Raw genomic sequence first — 22,390 nt, 5'->3', positions numbered from 1 at the left:
TGAATTATTTTTCGTAAGTATCCGGCAAGTCAATCACCTGTACATCTTGGGGCGCGTTGGCCGGAGAGGCTTGACCGAGAAGCCAGACAAAGCCGCCGATAAAAAGGATGAGAAGGCATCCGATAGCAATAAGTGTTTTTTTCATGTTTACAGTCCGCAATTGGCATTAACGGTTGAGCATAACCTTATTTGTGACCATATTAAGCCTAAATTTTCAGAAAGACGCAGTGCATAATGCGCGCGTTTTATGGTCGTGTAGACCATAACAAAAAGGGCAGTCATGCCAAGACAGGACAAAGTGGCGTTTAACACGCCCCATATTGCCCTCATCGGGATGATGGGGGTCGGAAAAACAACCATTGGCCGCCGTTTGGCAAAACGTCTCGGGCGGGAGTTTTATGATTCAGATGACGAAATAGAAACCGCCTCCGGCCGAACCGTCAGTGGTTATTTTCATGATCACGGCGAAGCCGAATTTCGCGCGGGCGAAAAACGGGTCATTTCGAGGCTCGTAGGATCTGAGATTGTTAAGCCTTCAATTGTCCTCGCCACAGGTGGCGGGGCTTTTACCCATGAGCCAACCCGCGATATATTACTGTCCCATTCTCTGACTATCTGGTTGCAAGGCGATATTGACGTTATTCTGGAGAGGGTAAGTCGAAATAATAAACGTCCGCTTCTCCAGGTCGAAGACCCCCGGGCGAAACTTGAAGAACTTTTTAAAGCGCGAGACCCTATATATGGATTAGCCCAAATCCATGTTCCGATCGCAAAAGGCCCTCATATTCGCACCGTCAATCGCGTCATCCGTGCTATAAACCGTCATCAGTCCAATTTCCGCTAATTCTCTAATTGCGCATTTAATATTATGAGCCCTTCCGAAATGATACCGTCCAACACTGAGCCGCTTAGGGTGGATCTAGGAGAGAGAAGTTACCCAATTCATATCGGGTCAGGGCTCCTATCAAGATTAGGAAGCCTTATTCAAAACTTAGTGCCGTCCAAGCGAATTATTATCGTCACTGACGAAACCGTTCATGGGCTTTACGGAGACGCTCTGGCCAATGCCCTTTCTGGTTACACGACGCATATAATTGTCCGCCCGGCGGGCGAAGCGCAAAAGAGCATGGCAGGATTGGAATCCGTATTGGAAGCTATGTTTAAAGCGGGGCTGGATCGCTCTGATTTACTCCTTGCCTTTGGGGGCGGTGTCATAGGTGACTTGGCCGGATTCGCGGCGAGCATCTATAAAAGAGGCATACCTTTTGTCCAGATTCCGACTACGCTCTTGTCTCAAGTCGACAGTTCTGTTGGCGGGAAAACAGCTATTAATAACGAATTTGGGAAAAACCTCATTGGCGCTTTTTACCAGCCTAAAGCCGTCATCGCCGATACGGATTTGCTTTCCACCCTCTCTGTTCGTGACCTAAAGGCAGGCTACGCGGAAGTCCTAAAATATGGACTTTTAGGGGATCGAAAGTTTTTTGAATGGCTTGACGTCGAAGGCGGCAAACGTCTTTTGGGTCTAGACCCTGACGCCTTGTCCAAAGCGATTTTTATCTCTTGCCAAACCAAAGCTCGTATCGTTGCGGCGGACGAACGGGAATCCGGGCAAAGAGCTCTGCTTAATTTGGGACATAGTTTTGCCCACGCACTCGAACTTGACGCTGGCTATGACGGCGACCTTTTACACGGGGAAGCCGTGAGCGCCGGAATGGATATGGCATTCTCTTTCTCGGTTCAGGCAGGATACTGCCCGGCAGAAGACGCGGCAAAACTGTCTAAACACTTGGAAAAGCTTGACATGCCGCGCATTCCAACCCTAGGGGAGCGCCTCTCTGACCCGGACAAGCTTACACGGTTTATGGGGCAAGATAAAAAAAATGAAGCCGGAAAAATCACCCTCATTCTTGCCCATGCTATTGGCGACGCTTTTGTACAAAAAGCCGTGCCGGATGAGGATGTTAAAAACTTTCTGACGACACTGTCTGAAAATGGACTTTCTGAAAATGGATCAACCTAAATGAGCGCTTTATTGGAGCCGAGTAATCTTATCCTCATAGGAGTCATCTTACTCCTATTGGTTTGCTCCGCCTTTTTTTCCAGTTCCGAAACCTCTCTGACGGCGGCTTCCCGGGTGCGCATGCATTCGGCTGAAAAAGAAGGCGATCGCCGCGCGACATTGGTGACACGCCTTTTAAATATGCGGGAACGCTTATTGGGCGGGATTTTGCTTGGGAACAATCTTGTCAATATCCTGGCTTCCGTTCTGACAACCGCCCTGTTTACACGTCTCTTTGGGGATGGCGGATTAGCCTTGGCCGCGGCAACAGTTGCCATGACGGTTCTAATCCTGATCTTCGCAGAAGTTCTGCCAAAAACTTATGCGATTTCACAGCCCGACAAATTGGCCCTCATAGTAGCGCGGCCAATTACCTTGATTATCAAAATATTTGCCCCGATTGTTTCTATTGTCCAAGTCATTGTAAATTTCGTCTTGCGTATTTTTGGGGTCGACACCGACGCGTCGGCCTGGACGGCCGCGGACGAAATTAAGGGCGCGGTTGACCTCCACCTCCAAGAAGGCGGCGTCGCCAAACGCGCACGGGATCAGATCTACGGCGTTTTAGAGATTGGCGAACTGTCCATTGAAGACGTCATGATCCACCGACGGAATATTTCCATGGTAGACATTAATTTATCTCCGGAATTAATTATCAAGGAAGTTCTAGCGAGTGGGCATTCACGCATTCCACTTTACAATGACGATCCGGACGATGTGATCGGAATTCTTCATGCGAAAGATTTACTGAAATCTCTTGCTCGGTTGGACGGTGATCTGAACTCGTTGAATATGAAAAAAATATCCAGGGAGGCCTGGTTCGTTCCGGAAACAACGTCTGTTGTGAAGCAGCTTCGGGCGTTCCAATCTAAACGTGAGCACTTTGCCTTGGTTGTCGACGAATATGGCGCCTTGATGGGCGTAATAACGCTTGAGGATATTCTCGAAGAAATCGTCGGAGATATTCAGGACGAATATGACGAGGAAATAAAAGGCGTTGAGCGAAAGAAAGACGGGTCTGTCACGGTGCGCGGCGACGTGGCTATCCGGGATCTAAACCGGGCAATGGACTGGAAACTCCCAGATGATGAAGCGGTGACAATTGCGGGGCTGGTCATTCACGAAAGTCAAACCATCCCGACTATGGGGCAAGCCTTTGCCTATCATGGCTATCGATTTGAAGTTATGGAGCGGCAGCGCAATCAGATCCAGACTTTGCGAGTCAGCAAGACGTATGAGCCGGATCAAAGGGGCAGTAACTCAAATTAAAAAAGGCCCTTTCGGGCCTTTAATATTATTTACGGAATTAAGAGTTATCTATTCCGTTGCGGGCATTAATTTCATGAGACGACCGCCCTCGTCATCTTCTAAAACATAAATTGCGCCGTCCGGCCCGGATTCGACTTCGCGGATACGTTTGCCCCATTCATAACGTCCGGCCTCGGCGGGGCCGTCTTCTGCATCCATGTCAACACGAATCAAAGCCTGAGAGCTTAGACCGCCGATAAAGCCGTCACCTTTCCAGTCGGAGAAAACGTCGCCCTTATAGATAGAGAATCCAGCAGGGCTAATAGCCGGCACCCAGTAAACAGTGGGGGCTTCAAAAATCGGCATAGTGTCATGATCCGGAATCTCGACGCCGCTGTAATGGTCTCCATTCGAGACCACGGGGTATCCGTAATTTTCTGATCGAACGATCTTATTTAGTTCATCTCCGTGTTTTGGGCCCATCTCATGCACCCAAAGCTGACCCTCTGCATCAAAATCCAATCCGAGCGGATTTCGATGTCCCAAACTCCAAACTTGTGAGGCCACACCGCCATTTTCGACAAAGGGGTTATCTTCTGGGATTGAACCATCGCGATTTAGGCGAATAACTTTACCCAAATTCATGTCCATATTCTGGGCTGGCGTGAATTTTTGGCGCTCCCCGGAGCTGATGAAGAGGTAGTTATCAGGAGATACGCCAATGCGGTGCCCATAATGACCATTACCTGTTACCTTTGGCGACTGAGTCCAAACGCGTTTCAAATTGGAAAGTGAGCCGCCTGATGAAGAGAGCGTCAAAGTCGCGCTTTGAACCACGGCCCCGGACAGGCTGTTATCTTTTGCATCCCGTTCAACGTAAGAGATATAAACTTCGCCCGTCTGGTCGAAATCTTTCGGAACATAGATATCGCCGAGACCGCCTTGTCCTCTCGCTGTCACGGAAGGCCCGCCAGTTATCTCGCCCAGTTTCTGACCTTCTGGGCTTAACAACCAAATCGTTCCTTCTTTTTCTGTCACAAGGGATTTCCCGTCAGGCAAGAACGCCATGGCCCAGGGTTTATTAAAAGTTTCAAGATGAGTTGCCGTCAACTCAACATCATCCGTTCCAGTGATCGTTTCTGTATTGCCAATATCAGCAGAGGCGACGGTTGAAGTTCCTATCAGAGCGGCAGAAAGTAAAAGCGTACGGTATGTCATAAATTACCTATTTTGGAATGAATATAAAATTTGGGTTCTAGAACTAATTACGCGCGAAAGTCTTTAACGGTTGCTAGCTTTAATTTAAGTTAATAATTGAAAAGTGTTGTTCTGCTTTCAATTTGCGTCAATATCAAAACTAATGGCATGGATTTGCTCAATCGTGTCGCCAAGCGTTTCGATGACAGCGCGGTGGCGACTCAAACGGTTCATACCTTCAAAAGCTTTGCTTTTGATTTTGACATGAAAGTGGCTTTCAGTCGAGCCGCCTGCCTCTTTGTGCGCCGCCGCTCCAGCGTGACCAGCATGTTTCGAGGACTCGTCAACAACTTCCAACTGCGTCGGAGTGTATTTTTGTGTCAATTTTTCCTTGATTGCCGCCGCGATAATGCCCATTTTGTGCAGTCCTTAAATTATCTGAATACGTAGTAGATATATGCCCGATAACTCCGAATATAAACCCAAAGGCATCGATATTCGTGTCGCCCGCACGAAGAAAAAGCCAAAACCGGATCAGCAGGAATGCGATTGGGCGGGATGCGTCTCCAAAGGCGGCTGCAAAGCTCCTAAAAGCCCAGACCGTCTTCGGGACTATTTCAATTTCTGTCAAAAGCACGCCCGCGAATACAACAAGAACTGGAATTTCTTCTCGGGCATGACAGATTCAGACATTGCCGAATGGCAGGTCGGGGCCCGGCACGGGCACAGACCGACATGGGACGTTCAAAAAAATACCGGCGAGCGGGCGTCCGCGCAAAAGAAACGCAAGGCGGGATCTACCTCGGCGACATCGGAAGGCTATTCGATATTTGGCGCCGGCGGAATTGCGGATCAAACCGAAGCGCCGCGTCGCCGCTTGTCGAAAATGCAGCTCAAAGCTTTAAATGATCTGGGCATGGATGAAAGCGCGACCAAAGAGGCCGTCCGCAAACGCTACACTCAGCTGGTTAAGCAACTCCATCCCGACGCCAACCAAGGCGCGCGTAACACCGAAGAGAGTTTTTCGCGCGTGGTGAAGGCGTATAAAGTGCTCAAGACGACAGATTTGGGATAGAACTAGAAAATTATGTATGCCTTTAATTAGGACTCGAGCCTTGTTTTCCAGCGCAAAGTCCATGAGGTGGAAAAGAACATTCGTCAATTTCGGCGCTATATCCCTTGCGTTTCCCCACTGAAACACAAGATGAAAGACAAATAGGACTAAGTAGAGAAGAATGACTGATACAGACGATAAATTCCCGATTTTTCAGCCTGACACAACGGTCTCGGCGCGCGAAGTTTTCAATGTTGATTTTGACATGGAAGTGCCTGCTTTCTCGAAACCGTCCGAATATGTTCCGGTGGTCGATGACGCCTATCGATTTGACGATCGGACAACGCAGGCCATTCTAGCTGGCTTTGCCCATGACCGCCGCGTCATGGTCCAAGGGTATCACGGGACAGGCAAATCAACTCACATCGAACAAGTCGCCGCGCGCCTTAACTGGCCAATGGTTCGAATTAACCTCGACTCTCATGTCTCTCGTATCGATTTGATCGGTAAAGACGCCATTGTCCTGAAAGATGGCAAGCAGATTACGGAATTCCGCGAAGGGCTTCTGCCTTGGGCACTTCAGAACCCGGTCGCCCTTGTTTTTGACGAATATGACGCTGGCCGTCCCGATGTTATGTTTGTGATCCAACGGGTTTTGGAAGCCCAAGGCCGTTTGACATTGCTGGATCAGAACCGGGTTATCACCCCGCATAATGCGTTTCGTATCTTTGCGACAACGAACACGGTTGGACTTGGTGATACGTCAGGTCTCTATCACGGCACCCAACAAATCAACCAAGGTCAGATGGACCGATGGTCAATTGTTTGCCAGCTAAACTATCTCGAACATGATGAAGAGGAAGCGATTGTTCTCGCTAAGTCTCCGACTTACGACAATGCCGAAGGACGCGACCTGATCGCTTCCATGGTCCGCGTCGCGGATATGACTCGGAACAGTTTTATCGCCGGAGACATTTCAACGGTAATGTCTCCTAGGACTGTCATGAATTGGGCAGAAAATGCCCGCATTTTTGACGGTGATATCGCGCAGGCTTTCCGGCTCACGTTCCTGAATAAGTGCGATGAACTGGAGCGGCCGATCATTTCCGAATTTTACCAACGGGCCTTTGGGAAAGATCTCCCTGAAAGCGCCGCAACGGTGATGGTGGCGTAGAAACAGGCCCGGCAAGCGGCACAGGGTGATTTATAATGATTTTCGCCGTGATTTTGTTTTTTGTATTTGTGGCGTGGGTTATTTTCCGAGCTAACACAAAACGCGGTAAAAATTTTGTTCAATCATTCTATTATCTGTCGTGCCTAAATGAAGGAAAATCTCCTGAAGAAGCCAATCGTCTGGCGCACAATGTTCTGACGTCAGGAAGTGATCCGCATGAGGACAAACATCTAACCCGATTAGCGTCGGATTACTCGCAGGAAAAATTTAACGGTAAGCAGCTTCCGGTGATCCAAAAAGCGGCCTCCGAAGGGTTTATCATTTAATTTAGGACTTATGGACACCAAATAGAAAACATGACCTCCTCTCCCCTCGACAATTTCAAACGTTCGTTGGCCGCCGCGACTAAAGCCCTTTCCGGAGAACCGGAATTAGAGGTTTCTTACGGGGGAGATGTGGCTGGGGTTGCTCGGGATCAGGTCATGCTCCCGAGTTTGCCTCCTAAGCCTAAGCCATTTGCCGTCGCTAAGGCGCGAGGCGAAGCTGATGGTCTGGCCTTACGAATGGCCCTTCACGATAAGGATACCAACCGTAAAAATCAGCCCGAGAGTGGTCCGGCCAGAATGGTGTTCGAGGCCATGGAACAAGCACGGATAGAGGCGGTCGGAACCCAGCACCTCTCTGGCTTAGGCGACAACCTCCAAGCCGCCTTGTCTGACCGGGCCAAACGAAAAGGCTTTGACAAAATTGACATTGCCAAAGACGACACAAGTTTTGCCGAAGCTGTTGGCCTCTATGCCCGCGAAGTTCTGACAGGGCGGAAACTCCCCAAATCAACCGACGGGATTATGGATGCGTGGCGGGAGGAAATTGAACAAACCGCTGGCGATTATATGGAGCGGCTGCGGGGCCTGATGGGCGATCAGGAAGCCTATGGAAAATCCGTAAATGATCTGATTGCCGATTTTCAATTAAATGATGACCGCGCCAACCCGGAAGAAGACGAAGACGATCAGGAAGAAAACTCTGAGAACGAAGATGAGTCCCCAGAGCAGCCAGAGGATAGCCCGTCTGAGGATGAGCCCGGCCAAACAGAAGTGTCCGACGCCGACGCGCTGGAAGATGAATCCGCTGAGGCGCAGGATATGGTTGACGCCGAAAATATCGACGGCGAGCCTGACGACGCCGAGCAAGACGCAGAAAATTCTCCGCAACGACCAAATATGTCGAATGCGACGCCGCCTTATACGGTCTACTCCACAAGCCATGACGAAATAATCAAAGCCGAAGATCTTTGTCCGCCCGAAGAATTAGAGCGTCTTCGCGGTTATCTTGATGGTCACATGCAGGGGCTTTCGGGTGCGATTTCTCGGCTAGCCAACCGCCTGCAACGCCGCTTACTGGCGCAGCAACAGCGTTCCTGGACGTTCGATCTCGAAGAAGGCGTCTTGGACACAGCGCGTCTGACACGGGTTATTATTGACCCGATGAGCGCGCTGACCTTTAAAGAGGAAAAAGAAACCGATTTCCGCGATACGGTCGTAACTATTTTGATCGATAATTCAGGCTCCATGCGCGGACGGCCTATCATGGTTGCCGCCGTGACCGCCGATATTATGGCACGAACCCTGGAGCGCTGCGGCGTAAAGGCTGAAATTCTTGGCTTTACGACCCGGGCGTGGAAGGGCGGAAAATCGTTTCAGGATTGGCTCGCTGATGGCAAGCCTGAGAAACCCGGACGTCTAAACGACCTTCGTCATATTGTTTATAAAAGCGCGGATATGCCGTGGCGCCGGGCCAAACGAAATCTCGGTCTGATGATGCGCGAAGGTCTGCTAAAGGAAAACATTGACGGCGAAGCGCTGGAATGGGCCTATAAACGGCTAATGGCCAGGCCTGAACAGCGCCGGATTATGATGGTGATTTCAGACGGAGCGCCCGTCGATGACGCCACGCAAAGTCAAAATAAGTCCGGCCTTCTGGAAAATCATTTGCGCATGATGATCGATATGATTGAAAACCGATCCGAAGTTGAACTTGTCGCTATCGGTATCGGTCATGACGTGACGCGTTGGTATAAACGCGCCGTGACAATTATGGATGTTGAACAATTGGGCGGCGCGATGACAGAAAAGCTCGCCGAGCTATTTGATAATTAGATAGGATTATTTCCCTGAAAATAGTTTCTGCAACTGCCCCGCGACAAAGCCTTTAATTTTAGCGTCGCGTTGCGGCGTGCTTTTTCCGATGACTCCCCGCGCATATTCAGGCAAATGGGCGGCAATGTCCTGCGCGTTCTTTCCGAAAACATAATGATCGAACATATCTTTCCATGCCGCCCGCTCTGTAGGGGGGAGCTCCCGAAGAATTAGCATCGTTAATGCAAGGGCGGCCATGGGCGGGCCTTTCTGAACGCCATTCCACCAGTAATTGACGAGCACATTAAACGGCCCAGAGGACTCTACATAATGCCACCAGAGCGCAGGGAGGTAGACAGCATCTCCTGGCTCCAGCTCAGCGATTTGCGCCGCCTTCATTGCAGTCTCGAATTTTGGGAATTTGTTTATGTCTATAGCTTTGGGGTCTACGATACTGGCAGGTTGTCCGGCCATATTATGCTCTAGCGGCCCGACATAGAGGTTACTAACCTGATCAGGCGGAAATATCAGAAATGTCCGCTTCCCTGCAACAGAACAGGCGATGTTTTCCGAGGCATCGAAATGGGGGGCGATACGGGCGGCGTTTCCGACCCAAACGAGAGGCGGCACTTCATTCCCCAAAAGCGGCATAGGGTTTGATTTGCCGAAGTCAGGCAATAAATCTGAAGCAGGCGTCGCTCCGGCGTAAATACTTATTGGATCCGCGGCGTCCTTTTCCTTCAAGAGTTTAGCTATTGTCGCGCTAAGCGGAATTTGTCTTTTTTCAAAATTAAATCCCCTCATATCAGGGGAATAAAAATATCGGCCTTCCACCTCCGGCGGCCCAACAAACGTCATGGCCGGCCTCTGATTATCCATTTGTTTTAGATAGTTTCCGATCGCCTGAGCCGATGTCTGACCGGATTGAACGGCTGGCCAATTCTTAACAAGGCCTCGAAGAATGACCGGCTTTCCCGCCGGTCGAATGTCTTCATCAAATTGTTGCTGGTTTATGTTTTCCATCACCGGAAGGGACGGAATGTCAGTTTCGAAGATATTCAAATTCGCCATACAGCTGGCTATAAGGCATGCCCCCCTCCGGTGAAAGAGGAAGGCTTATTTACTATCCACTTGTTCGGAAAGTTTAGTTTAGCGCGGCGGCATTCGAGCGCCGGCGTCCGTGCGGATATATTCAGCATTGATATAGCTGTGCTCACACATGAACTCGACAACTTGAGCATATTCCTTCGGCTGACCAAAACGAACCGGGAACTGAAGATGGGCTTTTAAGCTCTCTTTCACTTCTGGTTTCATTTGCTCATAAATTGGCGTTTCGTAGAATCCCGGAAGGATTGTGTTCACGCGAATGCCTTCACGCGCCAGGTCTCGCGCCATCGGCAACGCCATCGCGAGGATCCCGCCCTTCGAGCTGGAATAGGCAACCTGCCCTATTTGGCCATCTTGAGCGGCAACGGAGGCTGTATTTATAACCAATCCGCGTTCGCCGTCAGGCTCTGTCGGATCAAGTGTCATCATACCAGCAGCTGATTTGGACGCGCAGAGAAAGCTCCCGATGAGGTTGATATTGATAATGCGGATATAGGCTTCCACATCATGTGGAACGATCTCGCCCGTATCGCGCTTACGAGACACAGTTTTAATGCCGCCGCCAATGCCAGCGCAATTGACCATAATGCGTTCTTGGCCATGAGCTTCCCGGATAGCTTTGAAACCAGCATCAACACTCGCATTATCGGCTACATTTACTTTGGCAAATACACCGCCAATTTCTTTGGCGACCCTTTGGCCGTCCTCTTCATTCATATCGAATATGCCGACTTTGACGCCTTTTGCGGCTAGGCCGCGTGCTGTAGCTTCGCCAAGGCCGGACGCGCCGCCCGTAACAATTGCTGAAATATCGGAAGAGAGTTTCATAAGCTTATCCTGTAAAATGTTTAAGTCTGTTTGACCCTCGAAAAAGAGAGCGGTCTGTCTTGGGTAAAGTTAAATAACGGGGCCTTCATATTTTATACACTACCAGAATGAAAGGCTCTTATATGTATCAGGCCGACCACTTAAAAGTGAGCAATCACTTATACGTCTAAAATTCATTGACAAGAATTAACAGGGCGGATAAGGATTTATAAGTGATTGCTCACTTACCCATGATTTGGGTGTAGCTTGACTGATATTAGAACCCCTATGAAGATTTACCCCCAGATCATTGCAGATTCTGAAAGCGGAAAGGGCCGAATCGAACGTGCGGCTCTATTCTTGTTTTCCGAGTCCACAATCGAAGGGGTGTCGACGAAACGGATCGCGGAAAAGGCTGACGTTTCCGAAGGACTTTTATATCGCCATTTTAAAAGCAAGGAAGATTTGGCTCGTGCTTTGATGCTGACGATCCATAACCGTCTCACCCAGCTGATCACAGATATTGATAATTCAGACATGTCCATCGCGGAAAAAGTCCGGCGTTTAGTTATAGATTATTGTCATATCGCCGATGGGGATTGGCCTCTTTTCAAATACCATCTCCTTCATCTTCATCGGTTTTCCGATTTGTCGGAATCCTCTGAAGAAAGCCCGCAGGGCGCCGCAGCGTCCCTTTTGGACAAAGCGATGAAACGGGGCGACCTTCCGAGTGAAAACGCGAACCTGTTGGCGGCTATGGCGTTAGGAGTTGTTCTACAAACCGCCCAAACTAAGATTCTGGGAGCGATAGCTGGCCCCTTAATTCCACATGCAGGGCGGTTAACACGCGGCGTTCTGTCTGTTTTGGGACTAGAGGATTAGGAAATGCGCTCTCTATTATTCAACGTATTCTTTTACACGATGACAGGAATTTATGCGATTGTGTGCGTCCTGTTCTCGTTGCTTCCAGGCCGTAAAATGATGATGATGGCGCTGCAACGCTACACCCGGGTTATCCGCTGGGGTATGCGTGTGTTCGCCGGAATCACTGTCAATGTGGAAGGCAGAGACCGCGTTCCTGATGGCGTTTGCATTCTAGCCTCGAAACATCTCAGCTATGGCGACGGGCATGTGATTTTTTCAGTCATCAATGACTTGTCCTTTGTTACCGGCGACCAGCTCTTAAAAATTCCCCTTCTGAAACGCATTCTGCGCAAGATGAACGCCATCGTTATTGATAGCTGCGGTGGATCCGACGCCCGTCAGGAAATGGATGAACAAGCAGATCTGATACGCGACCAGGGTCGCCGAATTCTTATTTTTCCCGAAGGCCACCTCAGCCAGATTGGGACGCATCATCGTTACCGCAAAGGCGTCTGGCATCTCTATAATGACTTTAGCTGCCCAGTCGTCCCAGTCGCAAGTAATTTGGGTCAACGCTGGAACCAAACCGACTGGCATAAACACCCCGGCTCTGCCACAGTCGAATTTATGGAGCCCATCGCTCCGGGCATGGAAAAGGACGCTTTCATGGTACTGTTGCAGGACCGCATAGAGACCCGATCAAACGAGCTGCTCGACTACAAGAATTTAGGCGCCTTAAACCCGGCCGATGTAGGTCAGGAACGTGAAAACCCTGTGGCCAAGGCCAAGCGGGAAAAGCGCGAAGCGGAAGAGAAGACAGCATGACTGATATCGCATCTGATCCCGTTAAAGCCGTAAAAGAGAGCAAGTTTGGGTTCATCATAAAACGCCGATTTGCGCCGCTTTTCATTCTCCTGCAGACGGCGACCTTCAATGATAATGCACTGAAAAACGCCCTCATCGCTCTGATTACATTTGGCGGGATTGCTTTTCTTTCTGATCTGCCATCGGCAATACGTGTGCCCGTTGCGGGGCTCATCTTTACCGGGCCGTTTTTAATCATTTGCGCGATTGCGGGACAGATTGCAGACAAAGTTGACCGCGGCATCTTGCTGCGCTGGGTAAAGCGCGCGGAGATAGTGATTATGCTAATCGCGGCGCTGGGGTTTTGGCTCGTGGATATCCGCATTTTGGCCGTCGCCTTGGGTTTAATGGGCGCGCAGTCGGGTTTTTTCTCTCCGACGAAGAATGCTGTTCTGCCGCAATGGCTCACCCCAAAAGAACTCATTCGCGGTAACGCCTTGCTGAACGGCTTTGTTTTTGTCGTCGTCCTTGTTGGACAGATAGGCGGAACATTTCTCGTCTTAAACGGGACAATGGACGCCATTGATGTTTCAGGGACAAAACTGGCAAGTATATTTCTCCTCGGCGTTGCTGTCATAGGCTGGGTCGCGTCCGAATTTTGTCCTAAGGCGCCCGCTCCAATACCTGATCTAAAAATCAATTTTGAACCCCTAACGGCCACTTTTTCAGCTATTGGCAAGGCCTTCAAAGCGCCCGCCGTTTTACGCCCCATGCTAGGGATTGCGTGGTTTTACGGATTATCGACAGTCTTTGTCACAACATTTCCGGATTATGTGGCGAGCGTTATGAATTTTAATGCGAGTGTTCTCATAATGATGCTCGTCCTCTCAACGCTTTCCATCATGGTAGGATCTATCTTTGTCATGCTTTTCGGAAATTGGTCGATCTGGGGACCGGAAGCCGTCAGACTGTCGGCGTTAGGCATCGTTGGAGTCGTCATTTTTATTGGAGCCATAGTCATTCTACCAAGTCCCACATTTGCAGGAGAGGGGTTGGGTACGGCTGAAGAGTTTTTAGAGAACCGGCACACCCCGCTATTTTTGAGCTGTTTAGTATTGTCTTCCATATTTAACGGAATGTTTGTCGTGCCTTTGCAGGCAATGGCGCAGAGGCGAGCAGACCCAGCTAATCGGGCGCGTCTCATGAGCGCGGGCGCGGTGCTGCTCAATTTATTTGTAAATTTATCAACTTTTGGACTTATTGGTTTGGCCATTTTAAGGCTCCCGCCAAAGTCTCCATTTATCATGGTGGTGGTTGGCAGCGCGATTGTGGCCGCTTATGCTATATATCGAAGTATAAAACCCATAGAGCATACGACCTATGGCAGTTAAATCTGACTGATATTAACGCGGTTTTAACGCTAAATCTGCGCTAATAGAGTTAGACTAAAATCAACAGGTATTCGTTATGAAACGCGTTCTCGTCGCCCTTATGCTGACTGCCACTTCGGCCCTTCCCGCTTTTGCGGCGAACCAAGAGTTGCAAGGCACTTATTCTGACTGGACAGTCTACACCCGCGCAGAAGGGGGTGACGTCACCTGTTTCGCTTTGGCGAAGCCCGAAGTTAGCGCGCCCACCTCTGTTAATCACGGCGATGTCTATTTTATGGTGGCGAGCTGGAAATCCGGCGCAGCGACTGAGCAGCCGAGCCTTTTAGCGGGCTATCCGCTCAAAACCACTCGATCTCCTGCGGCGTATGTTGGCCGGACAAAAGTGACCATGTATCCGTCGGAAAATGAAGCCTTTGTCGATTCTAGCGCCGACGAGCGAAATCTCATTTCTAAGATGCGCGCGGGCGCGAACATGCGGGTTGAAGCGGTAAGCTCACGCGGGACAGAAACGTCTTATGTCTTCTCTCTCAGCGGTATTACAGCGGCCCTTCGGAAAGTAAAATCCGCCTGCTCTTGATTTTGCCTCAGGCTTTTCGAGCGACAATCAAGTCTTGCAGCATATAGGCACTGTCTGGACGGGCCCAGTGACCAAACTCGATTGACACAATTTCTAATCCGGCTTTTTCATAAAGCGACTTTACGAAATCAGTATCAAACGCAATCGCGGCTTCCGGGGTGGACTTGACCGAGGTGCGGCTGACGGCATCAAACTCATAGGCAAAATCGACATGGGGCCTTTCGGCAGCCTGGCTCGTTTCATCCAGCAAATACCATGTTGCTAAAACCTGGCCGCCTTGTCTTAGACTCCGCGAAATCTCACAGAGGTAGTTCTCAACCTCCTTTGCCAACATATGCGTGAAAACAGACGTTAAAAAAGCCATGTCAAAGCGGTCGGTTTCAACTGGAAATATATAGTCTTCTGCCACCTGGGTCCCCGCTTTGTTATAGCGGGAATTATAAACGTCCATATGTTGGAATTCGAAATTAGAAACCTCCGCATATTGCGCTTGGCACCAAGCTATCCCGGCGGCATTAATATCCATTCCCAAATAATTGCCTGTTAGAAAATCAACCATTGGCCGCGCCATTCGGCCCTGCCCGCAGCCAATATCCAAAACGCTATGCTCTTTGCGGAGGCCGTGACGTTTCAACGTCTTAAAAAAGCCTTCTCCCACGGCAACGAAGTCACCGCCGCCAATAAAAGTATCTCTTCGGGATGGCACGCGTTTCCCCGCGACGGGATCACGCCAATCTAGCCAGGCATGACCAAGCTTTTTAATTTCCACCCTCACGGGCAAAGGAACGACTTTTTTCAGCAGCGCTTTCATCGTTTGCCGCCTTACCCGTGTGCACCTGCCTTGACCACATATAATTTAGTGACCATGTAGCGCGACATGGCACAGAGCCCTGACATCGGCGAAAGCGAAACGAAAGTCATCACCTTGGGCTGTCGGCTGAACGCCTATGAGAGTGATGTAATAGCCGGCCATGCGCGGGACTCAGGCCTGAAAGACGCTATCGTTATAAATACATGCGCCGTAACAAACGAAGCCGTGGCCGAAAGCCGCCGCCAAGTGCGGAAGGCCCGGCGCGAAAACCCTGAGGCCACCGTCATCGTCACGGGGTGCGCCGCGCAAATTGATCCGACCGCTTTTGCCGCCATTAAAGGCGTCGATAAAGTTATTGGCAATCACGAGAAAATGTCGCCATTAAGTTTCGACCCGGAGTTTTTGGAAAGCTCAGAACCTATTCGCGTCAACGACATTATGAGCGTTGCCGAAACCGCGCCGCAATTTATGGGCGGCGGAAACCAACCCTTAGAGAAATCACAAAACCGCAGCCGGGCTTTCCTACAAGTCCAAAACGGATGCGATCATCGCTGCACATTCTGCATCATCCCTTATGGCCGCGGCAATGCGCGTAGCGTCCCTGCCGGAGAAGTTGTCAATTCTGTCCGCTCACTCGTGGCGCAAGGCTATAACGAAGTTGTGCTGACAGGGGTCGATTTGTCGAGTTGGGGCGGAGACCTCCCAGGTAAACCGCCACTCGGGGATTTGGTGAGGCGAGTGCTAAAACTTGTGCCGGGCCTGCCACGTCTGCGTCTCTCCTCTATTGATCCGGCAGAGGTGGATGAGGTTTTATTTGATCTGCTCGTAAACGACATCCGGATGACGCCCTATTTGCATCTCTCTCTACAGGCCGGGGATGACATGATATTGAAACGGATGAAGCGCCGCCACAGCCGCGCTGATGTTATAGAGCTTTGTCAGCGCCTGAAAGCGGCACGCCCTGACATGACGTTTGGAGCAGATATCATCGCGGGATTTCCGACCGAAGATGACGCCATGTTCGAAAACTCACGCTCTATTATTTCAGAAGTCGAGATTCCCTGGCTTCATGTATTCCCTTATTCCGCCCGCGAAGGCACGCCGGCAGCGAAAATACCGCCGGTTCACGGCAATACCGTGAAAGCCCGCGCCAAGGTCCTGCGGGAAGAAAGCGCGCGCCTTAAAGCAGATCATTTGAAAACCCGAATTGGGTCGACAGATACCGCACTGTTTGAGGAAACTGGCCTTGGCAGGCTGCCTGATTTCTCTCTGGTAAAGGTGGACAGCCCTCCGAAAAGCGGTAGCTTGGCAAAAGTTGAAATCACGGGATCAACCCCCGACCATCTAATAGGTACTTTGATTTAATGGCTGAAGAGAAAAAGAAAAAAGGGTTCCTCTCAAAGCTGGGGTTTAAGTCAAAGGATGAAAAGCGCGCCGAAGAAGCAGCGAAACGAGCCGAAGAACAAAAGCGGGTTGATGAACAAATGGCTGCTCGCATGGCAGCGATTAATGCGGCCGCGCTTAAATCTGCCCGAACGATGGACGGTCAAGACGAGACCGAAACCTCTGACGAAGAAAAAGCGAGACAAGAGGCAGAAGACCAACGCCAGTCTGAAATTCAGGCCGCAAAAGATTTGGCGCGGGCCAAGCAACTCGCAGAGGAAAGAGCTCGCGAGCAAACGCTGAAAGCGGAGCGAGAGGCGAAGGTAAAAGCCGCTAAAGAGAAAGCCGAAGCCGAGGCGAAAGCGCTCGCTGAAAAACAAGCTGCCCTCGCGGCGGAAAGGGCGGAGGCACAGCGCAAAGAAGCAGAAGAACAAGCCAAGGCAGAGGCGAGACGGAAAACCGAAGAAGACGCCGCGCTCAAAGCGGCCAAGGACGCCGAGGAAAAGGCTGCGCTGCTAGCCAAAACCGAGGCAGAGGCGAAAGCTCGCGCCGAAGCGGAGGCGGCGAAAAAAGCCGAAATCGCTCGTCAGGAAGAAGCTGCGCGAAAAGCCGCTGAAGAAGAGGCTGAAAAACTAGCTGAGAAACAGGCGAAAGAGGCAGAGGCCGAACGCCTTAAACAGCTTGCCGAAGAAGCCCAGGAAGCCGAACGGCGGGCGCGAATTGCTGAAGAGCGGGCAACCCGCGAAGCGAATGAACGCGAAGCTCTCGCCAAAGCCGAAGCTGAACGGCGCGCCAAACTGGAAGCCGAGGGGAAACTGGCGCCGCAGGTAGAACCCACTCCTGTCCGCACCAATTTCCTCGACCGTATTTCCGCAGGCCTGCGAAAATCCACTTCCCGCATGTCGGACAGTATGGCGGCGAGCTTTAACAAACGCACACTGGATGACGAAGCCCTCGAAGACCTAGAGGACATTTTGATCGCGTCCGACCTCGGCACAGGCGCCGCCATGAAGGTGACTTCGCGCTTAGCTGAAAGTAAATTTGATAAACAGATCACAGATTTGGAAATAAAAATCGCTTTGGCAGATGTTATTTCGGAAATCCTGACGCCCCTTGAGAAACCCATTGTCCTTGGGTCTATCAAACCACAAATCATGCTTTTTGTAGGAGTCAATGGATCGGGCAAGACAACGACCTTAGGCAAAATTGCGAAACGTTTTACGGATGAGGGCAAAAAAGTTTTAATCGCAGCCGGAGACACTTTCCGCGCCGCCGCTTTTGAACAGCTTTCTGTTTGGGGCGAGAGAGCCAATGCGCCTGTCATGTCCGGCAAACTTGGTTCGGACGCCGCTGGCTTGGTTTATGATGCAATTGATCGCGCCCGACGCGAAGAATTTGATATTCTGATGATCGATACGGCAGGCCGATTGCAGAACCGGACAGAGCTGATGGATGAGCTCTCGAAGATCCTTCGCGTCATAAAGAAACAGGACGAAACGGCCCCGCATCATTCCATTTTGGTGCTGGACGCGACGGTCGGACAAAACGCCCTTATGCAAACCGAAGCCTTTGCCAAAACCGCCGAAGTTTCCGGCCTTATCATGACCAAGCTTGACGGCACAGCTAAGGGCGGGGTGCTCGTAGCATTATCGGATAAATACAAACTCCCAATTCATTGTATTGGGATTGGTGAGCGAATTGAGGATTTGGAAAACTTCTCGGCTCCGGTCTTTGCCGCGGCTCTTTCCGGCGTGGCCGATGAGATGAGCGAATAGCACGTAAGATGTTTGAGTGAGTTTTTTAGACCCGTTGCCAAGCGCTTGCCATTCACCCCATTTTAAAGCACACGGCCTGCACCCCTCAGCGTAGAAAAATGAGCCATGTATGACTGATCCGACCCTTCCGCCTCCCGCCAAGAAACAAAGTTTCTGGCTCGATTTTGGTCCGCTTTTGATCTTTTTTGCGGCCTTTCAATATTTCAAGCGGACAAGTCCGGACGACGCTATGATCTATGCAGCGGGCGTCTTGGGCGTGACCGCGACTCTGGCGCTGCTATATTCCTGGGTTCGTCACCGCCATGTTTCCGGGCTGTTGATTTTTACGACGGCAGTTGTTGTATTGTTTGCCGGTCTTGCTTTTTTCACTGGAAATAAAGTTATCTTTTTCATGAAGCCGACAATTTTAAACACACTTTTCGGGCTCGCGGTGATTGGAGGAGTCTTCTTCAAGAAAAATGTAGTCAAACTATTGATGGGGAGCGCGATCGAGCTTGCCGACGACAAGTGGAATGTACTCGCTATCCGCTGGGGACTCTTCTTTTTTGCAATGGCGGTTCTCAACGAAATTATTTGGCGTAATTTTTCCGAAGACTTCTGGGCGGGCTTTAAGGTGTTCGGTTTCTTCCCTCTGACCATAATCTTTACTCTCACTCAAATCCCCTTCATTCAACGTTTTGGGAGAATGAAGACAGGCGACGAAGACAGTCAGGCCTGAGGCTTAAGATTTGATTCACCATAACCTCTTCAGCCAATTGTAAAATGAGGCGGCCGTGATACCGCGCTGCCCATGGGACAATTGGTAGAGAGCAATTTGATTCGCAGGAGCGAAGTTCAGTCCCGCCTGGAAGCTGTCATTCAATCGATCGAATCGGGAAGCCCTTCCAGTGCAGAATGGGAGGCAGCTCAAACCCCCTCTCAAACCTTCCTCTATATTTTACGGTCAGCGCACAATGTGAACGCTTTCCAACCATTTACGGACGAACAAAAAGCGTTGAACACCTACTTGATGGAACGTTTGGCCGGGCGGCGCTTATGTGAATATGCGTGGCGGCTTTTGGCTCAGTCCCTTTAACCTTCACATTGGGTCTAACGACTATTCGCTCCTGCTTTGACCGCGCTTTACAATTGAATACGGCCCTTATCCTGCTATAAGACCGCGTATATTCGAAGATATTTCAAGACTAAGGATTTCCCATGGCCTCACTGGACAGTTTTAATTGCGAACGTACGTTAGAAGTACGCGGCGGCACCTATACCTATTTCGACCTAAAAGAAGCAGAGAAAAATGGATTAAAAAATATATCCAAACTGCCTCGCTCCTTAAAAGTCCTTTTGGAAAATCTACTCCGCCACGAAGATGGCAATACTGTTAAGAAAGAAGATATTCAGGCCATTGCAGACTGGCTCGGCCCAAAAACATCCACTCATGAAATCGCCTATCGTCCAGCGCGCGTTCTGATGCAAGATTTCACCGGCGTTCCCGCTGTGGTCGATCTGGCGGCTATGCGCGACGCAATGGTCAATCTGGGCGGGTCTGCCGAAGCGATTAACCCGCTTAATCCTGTTCACCTTGTCATCGACCATTCGGTGATGGTGGATTATTACGGCACGCCGCAGGCATTCAAGAAAAACGTCAAACGTGAATATGAGCGTAACGGCGAGCGGTATGACTTCTTGAAATGGGGTCAGGAAGCCTTTGACAATTTCGCGGTTGTTCCTCCGGGAACAGGTATTTGTCACCAGGTAAACCTAGAGAACTTGGCTCAGACAGTCTGGACGAAAACAGAGGGCGGCAAAACTTACGCCTTCCCTGACACTTTGGTCGGGACAGACTCTCACACAACCATGATCAACGGCCTCTCCGTTTTAGGTTGGGGCGTCGGCGGTATCGAAGCCGAAGCCGCTATGCTTGGTCAGCCTATTTCCATGCTCATCCCTGAAGTGGTTGGCTTCGAACTGAAAGGTAAACTGGTTGAAGGCACTACAGCGACTGACCTCGTATTGCGCGTTGTGCAAATGCTCCGCGAAAAAGGCGTTGTCGGAAAATTCGTCGAATTTTACGGTGACGGGCTTGATTCCATGTCACTCGAAGATCAGGCGACCATTGCCAATATGGCGCCGGAATACGGCGCGACTTGCGGATTCTTCCCCATCGATTCAGACACATTGAAATATCTTGAGGCAACTGGCCGTGAAGAATCTCGTGTCGAGCTTGTGGAAGCCTATGCGAAGGCTCAAGGCCTGTGGCGCGATGAAGTCACACCGGAATATACGGATACATTATCACTCGACATGACGACTGTTATGCCGTCTCTTGCCGGACCTAAGCGTCCGCAAGACCGTTTTGATTTAAAAGGCGCAAATAAAACATTTGCTAAAATCTTGCGGGATGAATTTGAAAAAACACCGGATGGCGACTCTTCTGTAGAGGTCAAAGGCAAAGATTACTCCGTTGATCACGGCGATGTCTTTATCGCAGCTATTACATCCTGCACCAACACTTCCAACCCGTCTGTTATGATGGCGGCGGGTCTTGTGGCTCAAAAAGCCAATAAACTTGGCCTGACCGTTAAGCCTTGGGTGAAAACCTCCCTCGCACCCGGATCGCAAGTAGTTGGCGAATATTTGGAAAAGTCCAATCTTCAGAAAGAGTTGAACCAACTTGGATTTGATGTTGTCGGCTATGGCTGCACAACCTGTATCGGTAACTCTGGTCCATTGGCACCTGAATTGGCCGAAGCAATTGCTGAAGGCGACCTCGTTTCCTGTTCCGTTCTCTCAGGCAACCGAAACTTTGAAGGCCGTATTGGCCCGGATATTAAAGCCAACTTCCTGGCGTCTCCGCCTTTGGTCGTCGCCTACGCTCTGGCCGGATCAATGCATCACGATTTCGAAGCAGATCCGCTGGGCGTCGATAAAGACGGCAATGACGTTTATCTGAAAGACATCTGGCCGGATTCAGCAGAAATTGCTGAGGTCGTGCGCAAGATTATTAACCGCAAAATGTTCACAGACCGCTATGGCGACCTCTATAAAGGTGACAAACAGTGGCAGAAAATCAAAGTGACAGGCGGCGAAACCTATGATTGGCAGCCGGATTCAACTTACGTTCGAAACCCCCCTTATTTTGAGGGCATGACGACGACGCCAGATCCGATCGAAGACGTCAAGAACGCCAATATTCTGGCGTTGCTCGGCGACTCTATCACAACCGACCACATCAGCCCTGCTGGCTCCATTAAGGCCGACGGCCCGGCAGGTCGTTATCTTAAAGACCACAATGTCGAGCGGGCCGAATTCAACTCCTTCGGCTCTCGTCGCGGCAACCATGAAGTTATGATGCGCGGCACCTTTGCCAATATTCGGATTAAAAACCTGATGGCCCCCGGCACGGTTGGCGGCGTCACGACTTATGTCCCAACAGATGAAGTCATGAGTATTTTTGACGCGGCTGAAAAATACAAAGCGGACGGTAAAGACCTCGTCGTCTTTGCAGGCGGTCTATACGGAAACGGGTCCTCCCGCGACTGGGCGGCCAAAGGCACGATCCTTCTTGGCGTAAAAGCCGTTATCGCAGATAGCTTTGAACGTATTCACCGCTCCAACCTGATTGGTATGGGCGTGCTTCCTCTTGAATTCCAAGACGGCGATGGCTGGGAAGAGCTCGGGCTGACAGGGAAAGAGACTGTTGACATTGCCGGCCTGAAAGACATCACACCGCGAAGCACAGTTGACGTCATGATTACATTCCCGGATGGATCAAAGAAATCTGTCACGGCCAAGGTGCGCATCGACACCGAAAACGAGATGGAATATTACCGCAATGGCGGCATTCTTCATTACGTGCTTCGGAATCTTGCCCGGGAAGCAGTCGCCGCTGAATAAGCCACGCTGAAACAATAAATTTAAAAACCCGCTTTTTTAGGCGGGTTTTTTATTGAGCTATGATGATTGGGCGAAAGAAAACCTACCAGCTTCCGCCGCCTCCGCCCCCT

General features: G+C 50.4%; 22 protein-coding genes. 16 read left to right on the top strand and 6 right to left on the bottom strand.

The genetic code is table 11. The annotated features are described in order from the left end of the window. Positions 1-4 precede the first annotated feature (4 nt). A complete protein-coding gene (locus tag ACNA05_RS04170) occupies positions 5-145 on the bottom strand; it encodes a hypothetical protein (protein WP_415810143.1) in 141 nt (46 codons plus the stop codon). Between the two features lie 135 nt (positions 146-280). Between ACNA05_RS04170 and ACNA05_RS04165 the strand changes: the two genes are divergently transcribed. From ACNA05_RS04165 to ACNA05_RS04155, 3 genes are read left to right on the top strand one after another with little or no spacing between them, the layout of a single operon-like run. Beyond that, positions 281-844: a shikimate kinase gene (locus ACNA05_RS04165; protein ID WP_415810142.1), complete on the top strand. Its 564-nt coding sequence runs from the start codon at positions 281-283 to the stop codon at positions 842-844. A 24-nt stretch (positions 845-868) separates the two neighbouring features. Beyond that, on the top strand, positions 869-2,023 hold the full coding sequence (gene aroB / locus ACNA05_RS04160) for a 3-dehydroquinate synthase (RefSeq protein ID WP_415810141.1): 1,155 nt from the start codon (positions 869-871) through the stop codon (positions 2,021-2,023). Beyond that, positions 2,024-3,331, top strand: coding sequence for an HlyC/CorC family transporter (locus ACNA05_RS04155; protein WP_415810140.1), 1,308 nt, complete (start codon positions 2,024-2,026; stop codon positions 3,329-3,331). It begins immediately after the preceding gene. Between the two features lie 48 nt (positions 3,332-3,379). On the opposite strand, the gene ACNA05_RS04150 is transcribed toward ACNA05_RS04155, so the two are convergent. Beyond that, positions 3,380-4,528, bottom strand: a complete 1,149-nt coding sequence (locus tag ACNA05_RS04150; RefSeq protein ID WP_415810139.1) for a PQQ-dependent sugar dehydrogenase — start codon at positions 4,526-4,528, stop codon at positions 3,380-3,382. A 117-nt stretch (positions 4,529-4,645) separates the two neighbouring features. Next, positions 4,646-4,924: a BolA family protein gene (locus ACNA05_RS04145; RefSeq protein WP_415810138.1), complete on the bottom strand. Its 279-nt coding sequence runs from the start codon at positions 4,922-4,924 to the stop codon at positions 4,646-4,648. Positions 4,925-4,964: 40 nt separating this feature from the next. On the opposite strand from ACNA05_RS04145, the gene ACNA05_RS04140 reads away from it, so the two are divergent. The 4 genes from ACNA05_RS04140 (at position 4,965) to cobT (ending at position 8,894) form a co-directional block, all read left to right on the top strand. Further along, complete coding sequence (locus ACNA05_RS04140) at positions 4,965-5,582, top strand: J domain-containing protein (RefSeq protein WP_415810137.1); 618 nt, start codon at positions 4,965-4,967, stop codon at positions 5,580-5,582. A gap of 160 nt (positions 5,583-5,742) precedes the next feature. Further along, the gene (gene cobS / locus ACNA05_RS04135; protein WP_415810135.1) at positions 5,743-6,735 is read left to right on the top strand and encodes a cobaltochelatase subunit CobS; all 993 of its coding nucleotides are present in this window, start codon (positions 5,743-5,745) and stop codon (positions 6,733-6,735) included. Between the two features lie 35 nt (positions 6,736-6,770). After that, on the top strand, positions 6,771-7,061 hold the full coding sequence (locus ACNA05_RS04130; RefSeq protein WP_415810134.1) for a hypothetical protein: 291 nt from the start codon (positions 6,771-6,773) through the stop codon (positions 7,059-7,061). Between the two features lie 30 nt (positions 7,062-7,091). Further along, entirely contained in the window at positions 7,092-8,894 is a 1,803-nt protein-coding gene (gene cobT / locus ACNA05_RS04125; protein ID WP_415810133.1) for a cobaltochelatase subunit CobT, read from the top strand. Between the two features lie 6 nt (positions 8,895-8,900). Here the strand turns inward: cobT and ACNA05_RS04120 are convergent, their stop codons facing one another. After that, entirely contained in the window at positions 8,901-9,944 is a 1,044-nt protein-coding gene (locus ACNA05_RS04120; protein ID WP_415810132.1) for a cupin-like domain-containing protein, read from the bottom strand. A gap of 78 nt (positions 9,945-10,022) precedes the next feature. After that, on the bottom strand, positions 10,023-10,808 hold the full coding sequence (locus ACNA05_RS04115) for an SDR family NAD(P)-dependent oxidoreductase (RefSeq protein WP_415810131.1): 786 nt from the start codon (positions 10,806-10,808) through the stop codon (positions 10,023-10,025). 267 nt (positions 10,809-11,075) lie between these two features. Here ACNA05_RS04115 and ACNA05_RS04110 point away from each other — a divergent pair, with 267 nt between their 5' ends. The 4 genes from ACNA05_RS04110 (at position 11,076) to ACNA05_RS04095 (ending at position 14,423) form a co-directional block, all read left to right on the top strand. Beyond that, positions 11,076-11,669: a TetR/AcrR family transcriptional regulator gene (locus tag ACNA05_RS04110; RefSeq protein ID WP_415810130.1), complete on the top strand. Its 594-nt coding sequence runs from the start codon at positions 11,076-11,078 to the stop codon at positions 11,667-11,669. Positions 11,670-11,672: 3 nt separating this feature from the next. After that, on the top strand, positions 11,673-12,476 hold the full coding sequence (locus ACNA05_RS04105; RefSeq protein WP_415810129.1) for a lysophospholipid acyltransferase family protein: 804 nt from the start codon (positions 11,673-11,675) through the stop codon (positions 12,474-12,476). Next, positions 12,473-13,846 (top strand): MFS transporter, encoded by a 1,374-nt coding sequence (locus ACNA05_RS04100; RefSeq protein WP_415810128.1) that lies wholly within the window; start codon positions 12,473-12,475, stop codon positions 13,844-13,846. Before ACNA05_RS04105 ends, ACNA05_RS04100 begins: the two co-directional genes overlap by 4 nt. A gap of 76 nt (positions 13,847-13,922) precedes the next feature. Continuing rightward, positions 13,923-14,423, top strand: a complete 501-nt coding sequence (locus ACNA05_RS04095; RefSeq protein ID WP_415810126.1) for an invasion associated locus B family protein — start codon at positions 13,923-13,925, stop codon at positions 14,421-14,423. Between the two features lie 7 nt (positions 14,424-14,430). On the opposite strand, the gene ACNA05_RS04090 is transcribed toward ACNA05_RS04095, so the two are convergent. Continuing rightward, the gene (locus ACNA05_RS04090; protein WP_415810125.1) at positions 14,431-15,234 is read right to left on the bottom strand and encodes a class I SAM-dependent methyltransferase; all 804 of its coding nucleotides are present in this window, start codon (positions 15,232-15,234) and stop codon (positions 14,431-14,433) included. A 66-nt stretch (positions 15,235-15,300) separates the two neighbouring features. Here ACNA05_RS04090 and mtaB point away from each other — a divergent pair, with 66 nt between their 5' ends. The 5 genes from mtaB to acnA all read left to right on the top strand — a co-directional run bounded on the left by mtaB (position 15,301) and on the right by acnA (position 22,280). Further along, positions 15,301-16,599 (top strand): tRNA (N(6)-L-threonylcarbamoyladenosine(37)-C(2))-methylthiotransferase MtaB, encoded by a 1,299-nt coding sequence (gene mtaB / locus ACNA05_RS04085; protein WP_415810124.1) that lies wholly within the window; start codon positions 15,301-15,303, stop codon positions 16,597-16,599. Continuing rightward, positions 16,599-18,392, top strand: coding sequence for a signal recognition particle-docking protein FtsY (gene ftsY, locus ACNA05_RS04080; RefSeq protein ID WP_415810123.1), 1,794 nt, complete (start codon positions 16,599-16,601; stop codon positions 18,390-18,392). The genes mtaB and ftsY overlap by 1 nt, the downstream gene beginning before the upstream one ends. Positions 18,393-18,501: 109 nt before the next feature. Beyond that, positions 18,502-19,110 (top strand): inner membrane-spanning protein YciB, encoded by a 609-nt coding sequence (locus tag ACNA05_RS04075; RefSeq protein ID WP_415810122.1) that lies wholly within the window; start codon positions 18,502-18,504, stop codon positions 19,108-19,110. Positions 19,111-19,206: 96 nt separating this feature from the next. Beyond that, complete coding sequence (locus ACNA05_RS04070; protein ID WP_415810121.1) at positions 19,207-19,467, top strand: hypothetical protein; 261 nt, start codon at positions 19,207-19,209, stop codon at positions 19,465-19,467. Between the two features lie 122 nt (positions 19,468-19,589). Further along, on the top strand, positions 19,590-22,280 hold the full coding sequence (gene acnA, locus ACNA05_RS04065; protein WP_415810120.1) for an aconitate hydratase AcnA: 2,691 nt from the start codon (positions 19,590-19,592) through the stop codon (positions 22,278-22,280). Positions 22,281-22,390 lie beyond the last annotated feature (110 nt).

It is taken from the genome of Litorimonas haliclonae, from assembly GCF_965138505.1.
GTDB lineage: Bacteria > Pseudomonadota > Alphaproteobacteria > Caulobacterales > Maricaulaceae > Litorimonas > Litorimonas haliclonae.
The sequence above is the reverse complement of the archived record's forward strand: the minus strand, read 5'-3'. Positions and strand labels throughout refer to the sequence as shown.

What these genes read in the sequence shown, in the direction of transcription:
- mtaB (WP_415810124.1), top strand. Translation starts at nt 15,301, where the DNA reads ATGGCACAGAGCCCTGACATCGGCGAAAGCGAAACGAAAGTCATCACC.
- ACNA05_RS04170 (WP_415810143.1), bottom strand. Translation starts at nt 145, where the DNA reads ATGAAAAAAACACTTATTGCTATCGGATGCCTTCTCATCCTTTTTATC.
- acnA (WP_415810120.1), top strand. Translation starts at nt 19,590, where the DNA reads ATGGCCTCACTGGACAGTTTTAATTGCGAACGTACGTTAGAAGTACGC.
- ftsY (WP_415810123.1), top strand. Translation starts at nt 16,599, where the DNA reads ATGGCTGAAGAGAAAAAGAAAAAAGGGTTCCTCTCAAAGCTGGGGTTT.
- ACNA05_RS04100 (WP_415810128.1), top strand. Translation starts at nt 12,473, where the DNA reads ATGACTGATATCGCATCTGATCCCGTTAAAGCCGTAAAAGAGAGCAAG.
- ACNA05_RS04150 (WP_415810139.1), bottom strand. Translation starts at nt 4,528, where the DNA reads ATGACATACCGTACGCTTTTACTTTCTGCCGCTCTGATAGGAACTTCA.
- ACNA05_RS04095 (WP_415810126.1), top strand. Translation starts at nt 13,923, where the DNA reads ATGAAACGCGTTCTCGTCGCCCTTATGCTGACTGCCACTTCGGCCCTT.
- cobT (WP_415810133.1), top strand. Translation starts at nt 7,092, where the DNA reads ATGACCTCCTCTCCCCTCGACAATTTCAAACGTTCGTTGGCCGCCGCG.
- aroB (WP_415810141.1), top strand. Translation starts at nt 869, where the DNA reads ATGAGCCCTTCCGAAATGATACCGTCCAACACTGAGCCGCTTAGGGTG.
- ACNA05_RS04140 (WP_415810137.1), top strand. Translation starts at nt 4,965, where the DNA reads ATGCCCGATAACTCCGAATATAAACCCAAAGGCATCGATATTCGTGTC.
- ACNA05_RS04075 (WP_415810122.1), top strand. Translation starts at nt 18,502, where the DNA reads ATGACTGATCCGACCCTTCCGCCTCCCGCCAAGAAACAAAGTTTCTGG.
- ACNA05_RS04155 (WP_415810140.1), top strand. Translation starts at nt 2,024, where the DNA reads ATGAGCGCTTTATTGGAGCCGAGTAATCTTATCCTCATAGGAGTCATC.
- ACNA05_RS04090 (WP_415810125.1), bottom strand. Translation starts at nt 15,234, where the DNA reads ATGAAAGCGCTGCTGAAAAAAGTCGTTCCTTTGCCCGTGAGGGTGGAA.
- cobS (WP_415810135.1), top strand. Translation starts at nt 5,743, where the DNA reads ATGACTGATACAGACGATAAATTCCCGATTTTTCAGCCTGACACAACG.
- ACNA05_RS04115 (WP_415810131.1), bottom strand. Translation starts at nt 10,808, where the DNA reads ATGAAACTCTCTTCCGATATTTCAGCAATTGTTACGGGCGGCGCGTCC.
- ACNA05_RS04165 (WP_415810142.1), top strand. Translation starts at nt 281, where the DNA reads ATGCCAAGACAGGACAAAGTGGCGTTTAACACGCCCCATATTGCCCTC.
- ACNA05_RS04130 (WP_415810134.1), top strand. Translation starts at nt 6,771, where the DNA reads ATGATTTTCGCCGTGATTTTGTTTTTTGTATTTGTGGCGTGGGTTATT.
- ACNA05_RS04120 (WP_415810132.1), bottom strand. Translation starts at nt 9,944, where the DNA reads ATGGCGAATTTGAATATCTTCGAAACTGACATTCCGTCCCTTCCGGTG.
- ACNA05_RS04110 (WP_415810130.1), top strand. Translation starts at nt 11,076, where the DNA reads ATGAAGATTTACCCCCAGATCATTGCAGATTCTGAAAGCGGAAAGGGC.
- ACNA05_RS04105 (WP_415810129.1), top strand. Translation starts at nt 11,673, where the DNA reads ATGCGCTCTCTATTATTCAACGTATTCTTTTACACGATGACAGGAATT.
- ACNA05_RS04145 (WP_415810138.1), bottom strand. Translation starts at nt 4,924, where the DNA reads ATGGGCATTATCGCGGCGGCAATCAAGGAAAAATTGACACAAAAATAC.